At 36.5% G+C, this 17058-nt stretch carries 8 protein-coding genes and 1 tRNA gene; 3 read left to right on the top strand and 6 right to left on the bottom strand.

Annotated elements, in window-relative coordinates; all coding sequences use genetic code 11:
* The first annotated feature begins 853 nt into the window (after nucleotides 1–853).
* Complete coding sequence (locus J2W95_RS02450) at nucleotides 854–10204, top strand: HYR domain-containing protein (RefSeq protein ID WP_310003590.1); 9351 nt, start codon at nucleotides 854–856, stop codon at nucleotides 10202–10204.
* Between the two features lie 149 nt (nucleotides 10205–10353).
* On the opposite strand, the gene J2W95_RS02445 is transcribed toward J2W95_RS02450, so the two are convergent.
* Nucleotides 10354–10428: transfer RNA gene (locus J2W95_RS02445), tRNA-Pro, on the bottom strand.
* Nucleotides 10429–10577: 149 nt separating this feature from the next.
* Here J2W95_RS02445 and trxB point away from each other — a divergent pair.
* Entirely contained in the window at nucleotides 10578–11525 is a 948-nt protein-coding gene (trxB, locus tag J2W95_RS02440) for a thioredoxin-disulfide reductase (RefSeq protein ID WP_116795889.1), read from the top strand.
* A 97-nt stretch (nucleotides 11526–11622) separates the two neighbouring features.
* Here trxB and J2W95_RS02435 read toward each other — a convergent pair whose 3' ends face one another.
* The 5 genes from J2W95_RS02435 to J2W95_RS02415 all read right to left on the bottom strand — a co-directional run bounded on the left by J2W95_RS02435 (nucleotide 11623) and on the right by J2W95_RS02415 (nucleotide 15935).
* Nucleotides 11623–12456: a GIN domain-containing protein gene (locus tag J2W95_RS02435; protein WP_310003587.1), complete on the bottom strand. Its 834-nt coding sequence runs from the start codon at nucleotides 12454–12456 to the stop codon at nucleotides 11623–11625.
* A gap of 83 nt (nucleotides 12457–12539) precedes the next feature.
* On the bottom strand, nucleotides 12540–13280 hold the full coding sequence (locus tag J2W95_RS02430) for a head GIN domain-containing protein (protein WP_310003584.1): 741 nt from the start codon (nucleotides 13278–13280) through the stop codon (nucleotides 12540–12542).
* A gap of 2 nt (nucleotides 13281–13282) precedes the next feature.
* Entirely contained in the window at nucleotides 13283–15010 is a 1728-nt protein-coding gene (locus J2W95_RS02425) for a PspC domain-containing protein (protein WP_310003581.1), read from the bottom strand.
* 5 nt (nucleotides 15011–15015) lie between these two features.
* Nucleotides 15016–15345, bottom strand: a complete 330-nt coding sequence (locus J2W95_RS02420) for a PadR family transcriptional regulator (RefSeq protein WP_035640831.1) — start codon at nucleotides 15343–15345, stop codon at nucleotides 15016–15018.
* 134 nt (nucleotides 15346–15479) lie between these two features.
* Nucleotides 15480–15935, bottom strand: coding sequence for a DUF4870 domain-containing protein (locus J2W95_RS02415; protein WP_310003577.1), 456 nt, complete (start codon nucleotides 15933–15935; stop codon nucleotides 15480–15482).
* A gap of 461 nt (nucleotides 15936–16396) precedes the next feature.
* Between J2W95_RS02415 and J2W95_RS02410 the strand changes: the two genes are divergently transcribed.
* Complete coding sequence (locus tag J2W95_RS02410) at nucleotides 16397–16849, top strand: DUF4442 domain-containing protein (RefSeq protein WP_310003575.1); 453 nt, start codon at nucleotides 16397–16399, stop codon at nucleotides 16847–16849.
* Nucleotides 16850–17058 lie beyond the last annotated feature (209 nt).

Here is a 17058-nt window from a genome sequence, read left to right as displayed (position 1 = left end):
CTAGATAATTTAAAACGTAAATAAAATCACTATAAACAGTGATTTTTAGTATGAAATAAGTTATGTTACTTTTAAAAGAAAACCTCTGATCGATATATTCGAATGAAGTAAACTCTTCATTAAATATGACTTTGTTTTTGAATATACCAACGGAGATTGCTTCGCAAGTTCTATATCGCCCGTGTCCTCTTTTATTTGGAATGACTAGATTTCGGCGAAAAAATCCTATTTTTCAATCTTGTCCTGCTGACGGAGGAAGCATCTCCACAGCACTATTCTGGACTTTATAAGACTTTGTTTGTAGATTTTTGTTGTGATAGAATTGCCAATTCACTTTCACTCGTACGAGTTAATCTTTAATTTTTCTCATAAAAGGGGAAGCAATTTTTTAGCGACTCCTATGTATAAATTATAATTTCATAAATTACAGCTATAATTTAATACTTAAGTGGTTTAAAATTAACTATGTAAGAAAAAATTGAATAACTAGATTAAAAAAATAGTTTTTGATTCATTTAAATTTTAAGAAAGTGTAGTTTATAGTTTTTTTTAACACTTATGTCGAAAATACCATTAAAACAGTGTTTATATTTTAAGAATAATATAACTTAGTGCTGTAAATTTATAATTGATTTAACATTTTTTTAGATTTTAAAAAGCCTATTTTTTTCTAAAAAAAATCAATTACAAGAATTTACGAAATAGAAACCCCAAATCTATATTTTTTTATTCTGATAGATACCCCAAATTCTATCGATTTATTTGATTACTCACAGATACCCCATTCTGCCGATTTTAGTCTATTTCGTTAAGCATATCGTATTCGTTATTAATAAATTTAATTTGATAAAATATGAAAGCATTTCTACCTAAAACCGGAATTTTTACCGTTGTTTTTTTAATTGCAAATTTGTTTTTTATTAGTAGTTCATTTGGACAAGATACAGGACTTTTGCCTCCATCAACTAGTTTAAGTGTAAGTAGTGTAACTACTGTCGCAAATGGTTTGACATCTAATAATGCTTATGCTGTTTTCGACTCAAGTGGAGATCAAGCAGATTATGGAGGATTTAATGTTAGTATACCTGCAGGATCTATTATTTTGGGTATAGAAGTACAATTGGAAGGTAATCGTCCTGCTGGTGGTGGTAGGGATTTAAATGTTCAACTTACTTGGAACAATAAAACCACCTTTTCGGCTAATAAAACAATGGCAGTATTTGCAACGACCGATGCTCTTCGTACTGTCGGTACTCCAACAGATACTTGGGGACGTACTTGGGCAGTTAATGAATTTGCTAATACTAGTTTTTTCGTAAGAATTACTTCAACAACAGGTGGTGGATCTATAAACTTGGATCAGGTTCTAGTAAAGGTTTATTATTGTACATCACCGACTATTATAACTACTGGGGCAGCTACAGCTGTTTGTTTTAGCGCTAGTTTACAAACTACGACTTTACCATATACGGCAACTACAAATAGCCCAACATCTTATAGTATTGCATGGACAGGAATGGCTAATCAAGGTTCAACTCCATTTGCTTTTAGTGCAGGAGGCGGTACAATCACAGGTATTAATATACCTGCTTCAACAGCTGCAGGTACTTATAATGGAATCCTTACCATCAATGCTGGTGGTTGTTCTTCTACGAATCCAATAAGTGTTACTGTAAATGCATTACCTACTGCTAATGCCGGCTCTTCTCTAAGTCCCATATGTCAAGGAGGAACCTCAGCTGCATTAGGAGGTTCCGTAGGAGGTACCGCCACTGGTGGAACATGGTCAGATGGTGGAATTGGAGGAGCATTTAGCCCAGGAGATACTGATTTGAATGCTACATGGACACCACCTCCCGGATATAGTGGTACTGCAACATTGACTCTGACATCAAGTGGAGGGTTATGTGGTACTAAAACAGCTTCAAAAACTCAAGTAGTAAATATCCAACCCACAGCATCAGCAGGAGTAACTCAAACGATATGCTCAAATAAAACTGCTATTATAAACGGAACAGCAACAAATGGGACTATAGTCTGGACAGTAGATGGAGGAGCAACTGTAGGTACACTTGATAATCCAAATATAGAATCGCCTGTATTTACACCAGATCAATACTTTGAAGGGACAGCTACTTTAACCATGACCGTTACCAATGCGGGTTGTACAGCAGTTTCCGTAACGTCTGTTGTAATTGTAAATGGCGGTGCTGCTACCGTAGATCAAGGAGCTGATGTTACAGTTTGTATGTCAACTCCGGAACAGGTGCCATTATCAGGTATAGTTGGGGGAGGTGCTTCATCAGGAACATGGTCAGGTGGAAGCGGACAATTTTTGCCAAATAATACAGATATGGCATCAAGTTATACACCAACTCAATCCGAAATAGATTCCGGTTCAGTGATTTTGACTTTGACTTCTGAAGATCCAGGAGGGCCATGTCCTGGAGCAGTAGCAAAGTCTAGAACCATTACTTTCAAGAAAGCACCCACAGCAACTGCAGGTGGAAATATAGGTATATGTCCAGGAGGCAGTGCAATGGTGAACGGAGCATCATCCAGTAATGGAACGATAGTATGGACTCACAACGGAAGTGGCTCATTAAGCAATGCAGATACTTTGACACCAACATATACATCGGTGGCAGGTGATGCAGGCAACACAGTTACTTTAACTTTGACCGTTTCTAACAGCCCTTGTCCAGATGCTATAGCAACCTATACTGTAGTGGTTAATCCATTGCCAATAAATAGGAGTTTGCTTGGAACAGGGACAATTTGTTCAGGATTCAGTACAAATATTCAAGTTATCGATTCTGAGTATGAGGGGAATTTTGGGATTAGCTACCAATTGAGGAATAATGCTAATAATGCACTTGTAGGAGCTCCCTTGGCAGGTACTGGATCAACAATTGATTTACCTACTGGTGCCTTGACAAGTACGACCACATTTAATGTATTGGCGACTAATTTGACAACGAATTGTTTTGTACAAATGTCGGGAACAATTACAATTAGCGTGAATCCGGCACCACTTGATAGAACAGTTGGTCCTGCCACTATTACTCCAATATGTTCGGGATCATCAACAAATATTACTGTGGCAACATCTACCAATGCAACCACCACCTATCAATTGAGAAATGATGCAGATGACAGTCCTGTGGGGCTTCCAGTTACGGGTACGGGAGGTACTATCAATTTGCCTACAGGTATTTTGACTAATATAACTGATGATCCAATTGTTATAACCTACAATGTGTTGGCAACTATTACAGCAACAGGTTGTACTGCCCAAATGGCCATAACAAAAGCAGTAACTGTAAATCCTCTAATTTCCGACAATATAATCAGTGGAAATCAATCTATTTGTAGCGGTTCAACACCTGCGGCTTTGACCGGAGAACCTCATGGAGGTAACGGAACTTATACTTATGGCTGGTTTCAAAGTACGGACAATTTTGTAGTCAACAATGCTAATGCTAGCACAGCTAATGGTTCAAGAACAGCTCAAACCTATACACCACCATCATTAACCCAAACCATGTGGTATAGAAGAACAGTATCATCAGACGCATGTGCTGCCGATACTTCACCAGCAGTCAAAATAACAGTTAATCCATTACCAACAGTATTTACAGTTACAGGCGGTGGTGCTTATTGTGCAGGAGGAGTAGGTTTGCCTATTGATTTAAGTGGATCACAAATCGATGTGAATTATCAATTGCTTTTAGGAGGAATTGCCGATGGAGATCCAATAGTAGGAACAGGATCTGCAATTACTTTTGGAAACAAAACTGCAGCAGGTACTTACACTGTAGTTGCAACTGCAACATATGATATTACTACAAATTGTAATTCGAATATGACTGGATCGGTTACCATCACTGTGAATCCAGTGCCTGAAACAACAGGCGTTACTATTTGCCCAGAAGGAAGCGGGGAGTTGATTTCTTCTTGCCCTAACCCAACGTTAAGTGCAGGACCAAAAGATCCAGGAACTGGCGCTAGTGCAACTGGAACTGGAACGGTTTGGGCTAACCCAACTAGGGTTGTTTTAGATGATGCCAGTTATTCAACTGCAAGTACTACTGCTTTAGGGGGTAATATACTAACAAATAGTCTTCACGCAACAAATTTTGATTTTTCAGCAATTCCAAATAGTGCTACTATTCTAGGGATTGAGGTTACTATTAATCGATTTTCTAGCGTAGATACTCCAAGCGATAACGTAAAGGATAATATAGTTAGTTTGTTGAAAGCAGGAGTTGCAACAGGAAGTAATTATGCAGTTACAACAACTAACTGGCCGATAGCGAATACGACCGTTGTTTCTTATGGTGGAGCTTTAGATTTGTGGGGAACAACTTGGACTCCAGCCGAGATTAAAGCAATAAATTTTGGAGTCGCTTTAACTGCATTTGTCAGTAAATCTGGTTTTAACACCAGTACAGCTTCTGTAGATAATATGAAAATTAAGATTTACTATCTAGCGAATGGTACTCTCAATTGGTATACAGTAGCGTCAGGACCGGAACCATCAATTGGTTCAGGTTCACCTTTTAACCCAGTTGGGGTTTTGAATTCAGGCTTGCCTGATACGAATACTGCCGGTACCACTACTTTCTATGCAGAATGTACTTCGGTTCCGGGTTGTCGTACTGCAACTGATTTTGTCGTGTATCCTTTGCCAACTTTAAGCTGTCCGTCTGATTCAGCAGTGTGTATAGATACTCCTGCATATACTTTAACAGCCACTCCCGCAGGTGGAACTTACAGTGGGACTGGTGTTACTGCTAGCACTTTCGATCCGGCTACAGCAGGTGTTGGTCCTCATCTTATAACATATTCCTATACAGATGGCAATGGTTGTAGTAACACGTGTACATTTACAATTACAGTGAATGCAACAGTAGTTGCCAGCGGAACCAAAATAGATGCATTGTGTAAAGGGGCTTCAAACGGATCAATCGACTTGAGTGTTACCGGAGGAAGTGGCTCTTACACCTATTTATGGAGTAATGGTGAAACCACAGAGGATATTAGTGGATTAGCTGCGAGTGTGATTCCTTATAGCGTAACGATAACCGATATTAATTCTGTTGCCAATAGTTGTGTGGTAACAGGCACTACCAGCTTTACAATAGGAGAACCAGATGAAGTAATTGCCAGTGGTACACCAGTAAATGTCTTATGTAATGGAACCTCAACTGGTTCTATAGATTTAACCGTTACTGGCGGAAGCGGTACATACACTTATTTATGGGACGATAACGGAAGCACAGATGCAGATCGTACTGGATTGGCTGCGAGTGCGATTCCTTATACCGTAACAATAACCGAATCTAATGGTTGTACTGTAGCAGGTACGATTGATGGCAAAATAGAATTTACAATTACAGAACCAGTAAATCCATTAGAAACAAACATAACAGCGAGTACAAATGTGGATTGTTTTGGCAACCACACCGGTTCGGCTACAGTTGAGGCCACGGGGGGAACTCCTGGATATACTTATTTGTGGAAAGATGGGGATGGAAATAGTATTGGACAAACCACCGCGACAGCTAGTGGTTTAGCAGCCGGAAACTATACCGTAACCGTAACAGATGCAGATGGGCTTGGTTGTGTTTCAACTGAGGAGGTTACAATTGAAGAACCAATAAAAGTTACAGTAAGCGCTTCTGCGACTAATCCGGTTTGTTCTGGATCGGCTCCAGGAACTATTACCATTAGTGATGTGAGTGCAGGAGCTACCACAATAATTCAGTTAAATGGTGTAGGTGATGATTTAAGTGCTCAGACCTCTTTTGCGCCAGGTACTTATATAATCACAGCTTCGGCACCAAATTGGAATAATGATGGAAACTGTACAGCAACTGCTGAGGTAACCATTGCAGAACCGGTAGAGGTGACTGTTGATGCCTCATCAACCGATGTATCCTGTCATGGAGAGGCTGATGGAACTATAACAATCACCAATTTGAGTCCGGGAGCCAGCGCTAAAATCCAGTTAGATGGTATAGGAGATGATTTAAGTGCTCAGGATACTTTTGGGCCTGGTACTTATTTAATCACTGCATCCGCACCAAACGGGAATGCCGATGGATATTGTACAGTAACTGATGAAGTAACCATTACAGAACCAGACGAATTAACGGCATCCATAACAGCACAGGAAAATGTGGATTGTTTTGGTAACAGTAATGGTTCTGCAACAGTAACTCCTATAGGAGGAACTCTTGATTATACTTACGAATGGAAAGATGGAAGTAATCAGAGTATTGGGCAAACTACTGCTACAGCTAGTAATTTAGTCGCCGGTAATTATAGTGTAACCGTAACCGATGGACATGGCTGTACAACAACTGCCACTGCAAATATTATAGTAGCAGACACTGAACTGCCTACCGTTATTACAAAAAATATCGAAGTTGAGTTGAATCCAACCAGTGTAAGTATTGAAGCTTCGGATGTTGACAATGGTTCGCATGATAATTGTGCTATTCAATCGATGAGTGTTTCACCGAATGAATTCACTTGTCTTAATGTAGGTCCGAATATAGTGACCTTAACCGTAACGGATACCAATGGTAATGTAAATACAGGAACAGCTACTGTAACCGTAAAAGATCTTATTAAACCAGTAATTAGTGGCATGCCAGCGAATAAAACGGTTTATATTTCTGGAAGTAATTGTTCTGCTTTAGTTAAGTGGATTGCTCCAACAGCAACAGATAATTGTGGAATGTTAAGCCTAGTAAGCAGTGAAGGAAATGATCCAGGAGACCCTGTATTGTTGGGTGTAGGAGTACATACAATTGTGTATACAGCTACTGACGTGAATAACAATTTCGACACAGCTAGCTTTACCGTAACAGTGATTGATCAAATAGTGCCTACTATAACCAATTGTCCAAGTAATGTAACAGTTAATACAGAAAACAACATTTGCGGAGCGAGAGTGTTCTACGTACAGCCAAATGTAAATGATTGTAATGGCGCAAGCTTAAGCATTAACAATGTGGCGTACTTATCCGGCAATATCTTCCCTTTAGGAACTACTACGGTAATTTGGACTGCGACTGATACATCACCTAACCATAACCAAAGTTCTTGTAGCTTTACAGTAACTGTTGAAGACCATCAGGCTCCAGTTCCAAATGTTGCTTCTTTGCCAACAGTAAGCGGTGAATGTTCGGTATCAGTGACAGCACCAACAGCTTTGGATAACTGCTTCGGAACTGTTACAGGAGAGCCAGATGGCGTTACAACTTTCAATACTCCTGGAGAGCACACTATTTTGTGGACTTACAATGACAATAATGGAAATAGTTCGTCTCAAAGCCAAATAGTTAATGTTACTGCGACACCGCCTATTATCAATAGCCAACCGGTTACTTTGACTAAGTGTGAAGGACAGTCAGCAACATTTAGTGTTAGTGCTTCGGGAATTGGATATCAATGGGAAGTTAATTCTGGCAGTGGATGGGAAAATCTTGTCTCAGAGACTAGTAGCAGTTTAAATATTACTTCAGTTACAAATGCGATGAATGGAAATCTGTACAGAGTGATTGTCAACGGTTCATGTGGTAATACAACTTCTAACGAAGTGGCATTAACGGTATATAGTATGCCAATAGTAAGTGATCAGGCAGATCAAAACTTGTGTAACACTTCAAGTTTTACAATGACACAAACTACACCATCAGTTGGAACAGGAAAATGGACTTTAGTAAGCGGAAGTGGAAGTATTACAGATGAAAACTCTCCAACCACAACCATTACAGCAGTGGCAGTAGGAACAAGTGCAAAAGTAAGATGGACAGTAACAAATGGCTCTTGCAGTGCTTCTGATGAGGTAACGGTAATAAATACCATATTACCATTTGTAAGTAATAAGCCAGATCAATCTTTATGTAATACATCAAGTTTTACGATGGTACAAAATACACCATCGGCAGGAACAGGTAAATGGACTGTAGAAAATGGAACTGCTATTATTACAAATGAAAATTCACCAACAACAACTATTACAGGAGTGCCAGTGGGAACTAGTGCAACGGTAAGATGGACGGTTACGAATGTGAATTGTAGTAATTATGACGATGTAATAGTAACTAATACTCAATTGCTTCCTGTTACTGATCAGCCAAATCAAACTTTATGTAATACTTCTAGCTTTCCGATATCACAAAACTCGCCAACCATCGGAAGCGGATCGTGGAGTTTAATAGCAGGAAGTGCGAATATTACATCATCAAATTCTCCAAGTACAACGGTAACTGGAGTGGCAATAGGGGCAAGTGCAACTGTTAGATGGACAGTAACTAGTGGTTCTTGTTCTTCTTATGATGACATAGTAGTATCTAACACAGCGCCACCAACAGTTAGTAATCAGCAAGATCAGATACAATGTAATACATCAACCTTTACAATGTCACAAAGTGGTTCAGGCACATGGGCATTTGTAGGCGCCTTTGGAAGCGCAATGATTACAACACCAAGTTCTCCAATCACAACGATAACAGGAGTGGCAGCTGGAACAAGTGTAACAGTAAGATGGACAGCCGGCACTGGTTCTTGTACTGCGTCTGATGATGTAATACTAACTAATAATACTACAGCTCCAACTGTAAGTAATCAGCAAGACCAAACTTTATGTAGCACATCAACCTTTACGATGACACAAAGTGGTTTAGGTACATGGACATTTGTGGGTAGTAGTGGAAGCGCAATTATTACAACGCCAAGTTCTCCAACAACAACAATAACTGGAGTGGCTGTGGGAACAAATGTAACAGTAAGATGGACAGTTGGAAGTGGTTCTTGTACTGCTTATGATGATGTGAAACTAACGAACAATGGAGGAGGAGCTTCATTTGCGGCATCGATAGCTACTAGTAGTCCTGATGCATTCTGCAGTGGTTTGATACTAACAGCGAATCCTTCTGTAGCGGGAACTTACACTTATTTGTGGAGTCCTGGAGGGGCAACAACGCCAAGCATTACCTTGTATAATTCAGCTAGCGTTGGTACATATACAGTTACAATGACTAAACAAGGAGGTTGTGGTGAAACTGCTCAGGCTAATTATAATTTCCAACCGCAAAACCTTATTAATGACTACACTATTCTTGGTTTTAATCAAGTGGATTTGGGTAACGGAAACTATGTTCAATCTGGAAGCGTCGGTGTTACAAAACCTTTGGGTTATGCGAAAATTGGAACAAATAGTACAGTGGCAGCGCCAGGAGCATTTGTGAAAGCAAGGTTTATTACAGTTCAGCCTATGTCTAATGTTCCAGTGAGAATATTTAATCCAGCTGTAGTAGTATTGCCTAACATGTTGGTAAATAACACCAGTACGACAGGATTACAAGATAAGAGTATTCCAAATAATACCACGACGACTGTGACTGGCAATTGGAAAAATGTGACAATTGGTACCAATTGTAATGTGACCTTTACTACGGGAACAATTTTTGGTAAGATATCTATCGGTAAAAGTAGTCAGGTTAAGTTTAATGCTAACAACACAGGTGTTTTGAATGTTGTAAGTATAAATATGGCAGATGGAACAGATGCTTTGCCTACGAAATTGCTCTTCGCTTCCAATATATCAGTGAGAGTGAAAGAGACGGTGAATATTGGTAAATCGTCCTTGGTAAACCCAACAGGAGGTTATAAAGCGGTATTCTTTGTCAGTGGTAATGAATTCCATGTATTACCTGGTGGTAATGTAACAGTAAATGCCAGTGTATTTGCACCGAATGGAACAATCAAAGTTGATGGTGATGCTGCTAAAAACACCAATATGAAAGGTGCTTATATAGCTAATTATGTTACTTCTACAAATAAAAATGTTTTTTGGAACCAATTCGATTGTTCAAATCCTAGTGCTAAAACTGGTGAGATAGAGAATATTATAGCCAAAGAAATAGAGCCAACAGTTGACCAAGTTCTTTTCGATGTGAAAGCATATCCTAATCCAAGTAATTATCAATTTACTCTTGAAGTGGAAGGCGGCAGCGTTGAAAAAGTTGAAGTTGAGGTATATGATATGGTTGGTAGACATATCAAACATATTGAAAGTGACTTCAACCAACCAATTGTGTTTGGAGAGGAATTGCCGGCGGGTACTTATCTTACAATAGTAAATCAAGGATCCAACCGAAAAGCACTCAAACTTATTAAAAAGTAATTTAAATAATTTGATTAGTAATTGTTAAAACAAAGCTATCTCATTTAATTGGGATGGCTTTGTTGTTTTAAAATATTGGATAATTATGATCTAAACTTGATTTTAATTTTTTAAACAAAAAAAGCCGAACATTGCTGTTCGGCTTTTTGTCGGGGTGGCAGGATTCGAACCTGCGGCCTCCTGCTCCCAAAGCAGGCGCGATAACCGAGCTACGCTACACCCCGTAAATCGAGTGCAAATATAAGGTTTAATTCTGCTTTTCAAAACATTTTAGGGAAATAATTAAAATTTATTTAGGCATCAGTTTTTTGAATTTATTTGAGTGTGTATTTTTTATAATAAAGATTACATTTGCAATTCAAAAATCAAAAATATGTCAGATACAATAGAAAAAATAAAATGCCTTATTATAGGTTCTGGCCCAGCAGGTTATACTGCGGCCATATATGCAGCAAGAGCTAACATGAATCCTGTGCTATACCAAGGAATGCAACCAGGAGGTCAATTGACAACAACGAATGAAGTAGAAAATTTTCCTGGTTATGTTGATGGAGTTACCGGGCCAGAAATGATGGTTCAGTTGCAAAGCCAAGCTCAACGTTTTGGTGCTGATATCCGTGATGGTTGGGCTACCAAAGTAGATTTCTCAGGAGATATTCACAAAGTTTGGATCAATGATAAAATAGAATTGCATTGCGAAACTGTGATTATTTCTACGGGGGCTTCTGCTAAATATTTGAATATTGCATCAGAACAACATTATTTGAAAATGGGAGGTGGAGTTTCGGCTTGTGCCGTTTGTGACGGATTCTTTTATAGAAATCAAGAAGTTGTTATTGTTGGAGCAGGAGATTCAGCTTGTGAAGAAGCACATTATTTGTCTAAATTATGTTCTAAAGTAACAATGTTAGTTCGTAGCGAAAAGTTTAGAGCTTCTAAAATTATGGAAGCGCGTGTTCGTAAAACGGAAAATATTACCATTTTGATGAACCACGATACAGTAGATGTATTAGGAGATGAGCAAGTGGTAACTGCTGTAAAAGCAAGAAACAAAACTACTGGAGAGGTGTTTGATATTCCAGCTACAGGTTTCTTTGTCGCGATTGGACACCAACCAAATACTGAAATTTTCAAAGACTATTTAACATTAGATGAAACTGGTTATATTGTAAATACACCAGGAACTTCAAAAACTAATGTAAATGGTGTATTCGTAGCAGGTGATGCTGCAGATCATGTGTATCGTCAAGCAATTACAGCTGCAGGTACTGGTTGTATGGCTGCTCTTGATGCCGAAAGATATTTGGCTTCTAAAGATTAAATTTTTCTTTATAAAATGAAAAGTCCCAATTTTTTAAGTTGGGACTTTTTTTATGTACTGAAATCTTAAAACTTTGATTGAAAACTCAATTTTGGGATTACTTCGGTTTTTTTATCAATTGAGCTTCGCCTAGAAATTTTCTAACTTCTATTTTGGGAGTTCCAAGCAAGTAGATTTTGGATGTATTATCTGCATCAACAATAAGTGAGGTATCCGCCATTAGATTGCATATTGCGCTGCTTTCTGCGGTTACATCAGCATTTTTTATAGTAAAATTAAAACCTGTAAAAACACTGTTATTGTCTTGTCTAATAACTGCGTTGGTAGCATCTCCCTCTATTATTGCTGTCGCTTTTTGGTCCAAATCAAATTCAATATCCGTTGTTGTAACTAGAGCTTTGATTTGAGTATTTTTACTTAATTGAATTTTAGCTTTGTCAGCTTTTAAATTCAATTCAATCTTAGATTTGTCATCAGATATTAATGTGAAGTTTTTTGAATTGACATTCAAGTATAATTTTGCAAAATCCAATGAGCTAAAAGTGATGTCATCTAGCATTACAGCTTCGAGGGCATTTACAATAGTTACATTTTTGGCAATAATAGATTTTAAATCATTTGTATATATAATTTTTACGACCAATTTTTTGAAACTACTGATTTCTTTAGAAGTGTAGATACGAAGTGTTTTTTCTTTTATGTCAAAAGAAATATTGTCGTGAAGATTATCGTCAGCATCAATTTTTATTTCGTTTTTTGTGCCTTTTTCCAAGAAAATAGTGAGGTTGTCTTCAATTTCCAATGCAGTAAAATCACCTATTTCTTTTGATTTTTCGACCACGATTTTCGAGCCTTTTATTTTTTCTTTATTTTGACCAATGGTCATAGTTGTTGTTAGTAAGAACAATACAACTAGGAATGAGTATTTCATTTTATAGAATTTGGTTGAGCACAAATATAAAAAAATCACCCATTTTTGATGGATGATTTTTGAAAATTTTAATTTTGAATTACTTATTCTTGACTGATACTTCCTCCAGAACTCTCTTCTTTTTGAATCGATTTCGGTGTTCCATTATAGGTAATATTTCCACCGCTGGAAGCTTCAGCTTTAAGACTTACGATAGGATGGACCTTTATCGATCCACCGCTAGATGAACTGGCTACCACATCGTTTGCCAGTAAGTCAGTAGTGTTGATTACACTTGCACTGGAGGTAGACGCTTCTAATTGCAGTGCCTTTCCATTGATGATTTGGTTACTTGCACTACTGCCAGTTAATTGTACAGTTTCGTATTCTACAGTCAGATTAACATTCGCTGCACTTGATGACTCCAAAGTTAGGTTACTCCCTTTTAGTGTCGTGTTCGAATTAACAGTTGATGCTGATGAAGCTTCAATTCCTTCAATAACAGGCATTTTTACAGTAATTTTTTTGGAAGAAATATTGTTGAAGTTACCAAACTTACAGGAAATAACCAATACACCATTTTCTACTTTTGTCGTTATTTCTTTTTGTAAATTATCATCAGCTTCTACAATGATTTCTGTTTTGTCAGATTGTTCAATAACAAGGTCTAAAGCATTACTTACTTCTACACTTTTAAAATCGCCGGTAACCGTTCTGTTTTCGATAGTTACATGACCACTTCCAGTTATTGCATTAATGTTTCCTATCTGATTACAAGATCCAAAAAATAGCGCCATTAAAGTAATGACAATGAATTTAGTGATTAATGTGATGACTTTTATCATGGCTATTCAGTTTTAATGATTATACCGTCTTTGTTAATTTTTAATTCCTTAAAATTCTTTTTAGTTTTTACTACTGAATCACTTTCTATAGTAACACCATTTTCATTAATAGTTATATTACTTTCATTATCACTCTCATCTACATCATTGTGTTCATTTTCATCGGCTGGACAATCCAGACATTTTACTTTAGAACCTTCTACTTTGTAAGTGTAGTTGTCTGAGCTATAGTGCAGGTTGAAAAATTCATCATTGGACCAATCATAATCTTGTACGCTAGAGTCTGTTTTAAACAAAGTTCCCTCTGGTAAGTACAAAGTTATTTCAATTTCTTGATCGCGGAATTTGTTTTTAGCATCTGTAATAAAATAATTGTCTAAAATTAATTGGTTTCCGATGATTTTATATCCGTAACGAATTGCTTCCGATCTTTTTTTGGCTTCAGTCAATGATTTTCCTTTTGCTTCTTTGTCGATTTGAATGTACGCATATTTTTCGTCTGATTTTTCAATTCTAATATGAACATCATTAGAATAAATAATATCGTTATTCAAAGAATCTTTTGTAACCATGAATTCATTTCGATCATTTACATCCTTTGCAAAATAATCATTGTGCTTGAATTTAATCAAAAGTGTATCTGTTGGTTTTAAGTTCAGCGTTTCTTTTTGAACTGTTCTACCGTTTACAGCAAATGCTGTGGCTTGTTTTATTCCAATAGAAATTGCAATTGAAACAGCGATCAACCAAAGGGCTAAAAGAGTATATTTTGCAATATTTCCGATAGAGTTCATATTAGGAGCTAATAATTTAAAACCTAATAAAGTCATGAAAAAGAAAGGGATACCAACAGCTAAGAACATTAACAAACCAAAAGACCAGATTGGATAATCGGTAAAATTTCCTGCTTCAATAAAACTTTGCCAAGGAAAATCCATAGACACGCTAGTTCCCAATGTGAATACTCCAATGAACAGTAAAACTAATACCGTTAAGCCTCCCATTATTAGAATCACTCCTAAGAATTTTGCGAAAATCTTGAAAACTGTCGTGATAAAATCACTAAAGCCACTACCTAATCTTTCGGCTCCTGTTTTTACTTGATTACCAAATTTATCGTAATCAGCATTTTTTATTTTTCCAGAAACGTTTTCAAATTCCTCACGAACTTTTTTTTCGATATTTGAAATTGTAACAGGTTCTCCAGTCATTTCTAGTTTTTCGGATGTAGTTATAGCTTCTGGCATCACTATCCAAAGAATAATGTAAGCAAGAACTCCAGTTCCCCAAGCAAGTACTAGGATTAAAAGAAATATTCGCAACCAAACTTTATCAATTCCAAAATAATGTCCTAGTCCAGCTAATACACCTCCCACCATTCCGTTGTCTTTATCACGGTATAGTTTTCTAGAACTTGTTGGCGCAGAATAATTATTATAATTATTTGTTGTATTTGGACCATCTTCTTCGATAATGTAATCCTCAGGTTGTCCCATAACGGTAATAACTTCGTCTACTTCTCTAAGAGTAACTACATGTTTCTCTGTTTTTTGTTTCTCTGTCAATAATTCCGAAACTCTCATTTCGATATCCTTGATAATTTCTTCTTGTCCAGATGATTTTGACAGTGATCGTTTTATGGCGTCAAAATAACGTGTTAATTTTTGGTATGCATCTTCGTCAATATGGAAGAACATTCCGCCTAGATTTATATTTACAGTTTTGTTCATGACTATTATTTTTGGTTGGTTATTAGGTTTACGGCATCAGACAATTCCGTCCATGTGCCATCTAGTTCTTTTAAAAAGGTTTGTCCAATTTCAGTCAAACCGTAATATTTTCTAGGTGGTCCCGATGTAGACTCTTCCCAACGATAGTTGAGCAATCCATCATTTTTTAATCGAGTTAAGAGCGGATAAATGGTTCCCTCTACGACCAACAATTTAGCGTTTTTCAAAGTGTCTAATATTTCTGAGGTATAAGCGTCTTTCTCTTTTAATACTGATAAGATACAAAACTCAAGAACACCTTTACGCATCTGGGCTTTTGTGTTTTCAATGTTCATAATTTTTTAATTTGAGTTGATTAGATTTGTTGATGATACTGTTCATTTTTGATTGATGATTGAATGATTAATTAATTTTGTGATATTATGTTTTTTATATTTTATTTAAAATTGATTTGATCATGATGATTTCCTTATTTAAGGAAAGGTATTGTCAAAGGATAACTGTATTCTTCTCCATTAGACGCTTTGATTGAAGCGTAAATAACCAAAAAGAATTCTGCTATTTTCATACAAGCAAATACCAAAAGTGTTAAAACACCTACTGTCAAAATTCCAATGCTGTTGCCGTAATCAAAATTATTTAAAATAATTTCATCGTTGTTTATCAAATCATTGAATGAGATGTTTTTCAAAACGGTATATAAAAATATTGGAATGGCTATCATGGCCAATATCAAAGAGTAAATTAAAATACTCAATTGAAAGTTCAAAGCTTGCTTACCATTGTGATCTACAAATTCCGATTGCTCTTTTTTGGATGTCCAAAGGATAATTGGAAATATATAATTCCCAAACGGAATGATATATTGGCTAAAAGTGCTCAAGTGTGTAAATGCTGCAAAGTTTCTTTCGGTTGAAGTTTCCATTTTTTTTGATTTTTTGATTACGTTTTTTGATTGATGATTGATGACAGAAATTGATAAAATGACTTACCTAGTAATTTCTTATACAAATATATGTTCAAAAGAGAGTATCTTGTATCGCATAGTAGTATATATTAACACAATATTAACAAAATAATCTATTTTGAAAGAAAAACACTTCTTTTTAGTGATAAATTGCTACTTTGGTTTACTCTATGATGTTAATGTGCAGTGAGCGTGAAGGATAGAAGCTAGCTACCAAAGTAGTGCGGATAGCCTGACAGCAATAGAGAAAGGGGCTGTATATGCGTGACTATTGTTTAGCCCCTTTTTCTAGTGGTGGCACGCCCAGAGATTTGAGAAAATTGTTTTTTATTGAAGAGGAAAAGATGTGTGATAAAGTAATTATTTATTTTTATATGTACGCATAGTATTTTTTGTATTTTAGCAAAAAAATATACCTAATGGAATTAACAGTATCTAAATTAAATCGATTCGTATTTTTCAAATTACCTTCTGCATTTATATGTGGGGTTAGGGTGAAATCTATAGACAAAGATAAATGTGTGGTCACAGTAAAACACAGATGGATTAACCAAAATCCTTTTAATTCTATGTATTTTGCCGTTCAAGCAATGGCCGCCGAGTTGACAACAGGAGCGATGGTAATTGCTAAAATCCAACAAAGCGGGAAGAAAATATCGATGCTTGTTGCTAATAATAAATCTAATTTCTCCAAAAAAGCTACAGGTCGAATTACTTTTGAGTGTAAAGACGGTCATTTGATAGAGGATGCGATTCAAAAGACAATTGCTACTGGCGAAGGACAAACATTTTGGATGAAATCTATTGGAACCAATGAGGAAGGTGTGCAGGTTTCCGAAATGGATTTTGAATGGAGTATTCGAATAAAATAAGGCTGTTTAAAAAAATAAAAAAAAGCTTCGTTAACTAGAAACGAAGCTTTTTTTAATATAAGGCAATAGTGAATTAATAATTATATAGAAAACAACCTTACTTTCAATATTTTAGAGTTGTATCCTTGGGGGAACGAATAAAAATCTGTTCCCAAAATTAAACAAAACCATAACGTTATAGTCTTAAAATTATATTAAAGTTTTGTCTA

The organism is Flavobacterium granuli (assembly GCF_031456055.1).
Classification (GTDB): domain Bacteria; phylum Bacteroidota; class Bacteroidia; order Flavobacteriales; family Flavobacteriaceae; genus Flavobacterium; species Flavobacterium granuli_A.
This window is presented reverse-complemented; position numbering and strand designations above follow the sequence as displayed.

Excerpts from the sequence above, each read along its gene's own strand:
- J2W95_RS02450 (WP_310003590.1), top strand. The coding sequence starts at position 854 with ATGAAAGCATTTCTACCTAAAACCGGAATTTTTACCGTTGTTTTTTTA.
- trxB (WP_116795889.1), top strand. The coding sequence starts at position 10,578 with ATGTCAGATACAATAGAAAAAATAAAATGCCTTATTATAGGTTCTGGC.
- J2W95_RS02435 (WP_310003587.1), bottom strand. The coding sequence starts at position 12,456 with ATGAAATACTCATTCCTAGTTGTATTGTTCTTACTAACAACAACTATG.
- J2W95_RS02430 (WP_310003584.1), bottom strand. The coding sequence starts at position 13,280 with ATGATAAAAGTCATCACATTAATCACTAAATTCATTGTCATTACTTTA.
- J2W95_RS02425 (WP_310003581.1), bottom strand. The coding sequence starts at position 15,010 with ATGAACAAAACTGTAAATATAAATCTAGGCGGAATGTTCTTCCATATT.
- J2W95_RS02420 (WP_035640831.1), bottom strand. The coding sequence starts at position 15,345 with ATGAACATTGAAAACACAAAAGCCCAGATGCGTAAAGGTGTTCTTGAG.
- J2W95_RS02415 (WP_310003577.1), bottom strand. The coding sequence starts at position 15,935 with ATGGAAACTTCAACCGAAAGAAACTTTGCAGCATTTACACACTTGAGC.
- J2W95_RS02410 (WP_310003575.1), top strand. The coding sequence starts at position 16,397 with ATGGAATTAACAGTATCTAAATTAAATCGATTCGTATTTTTCAAATTA.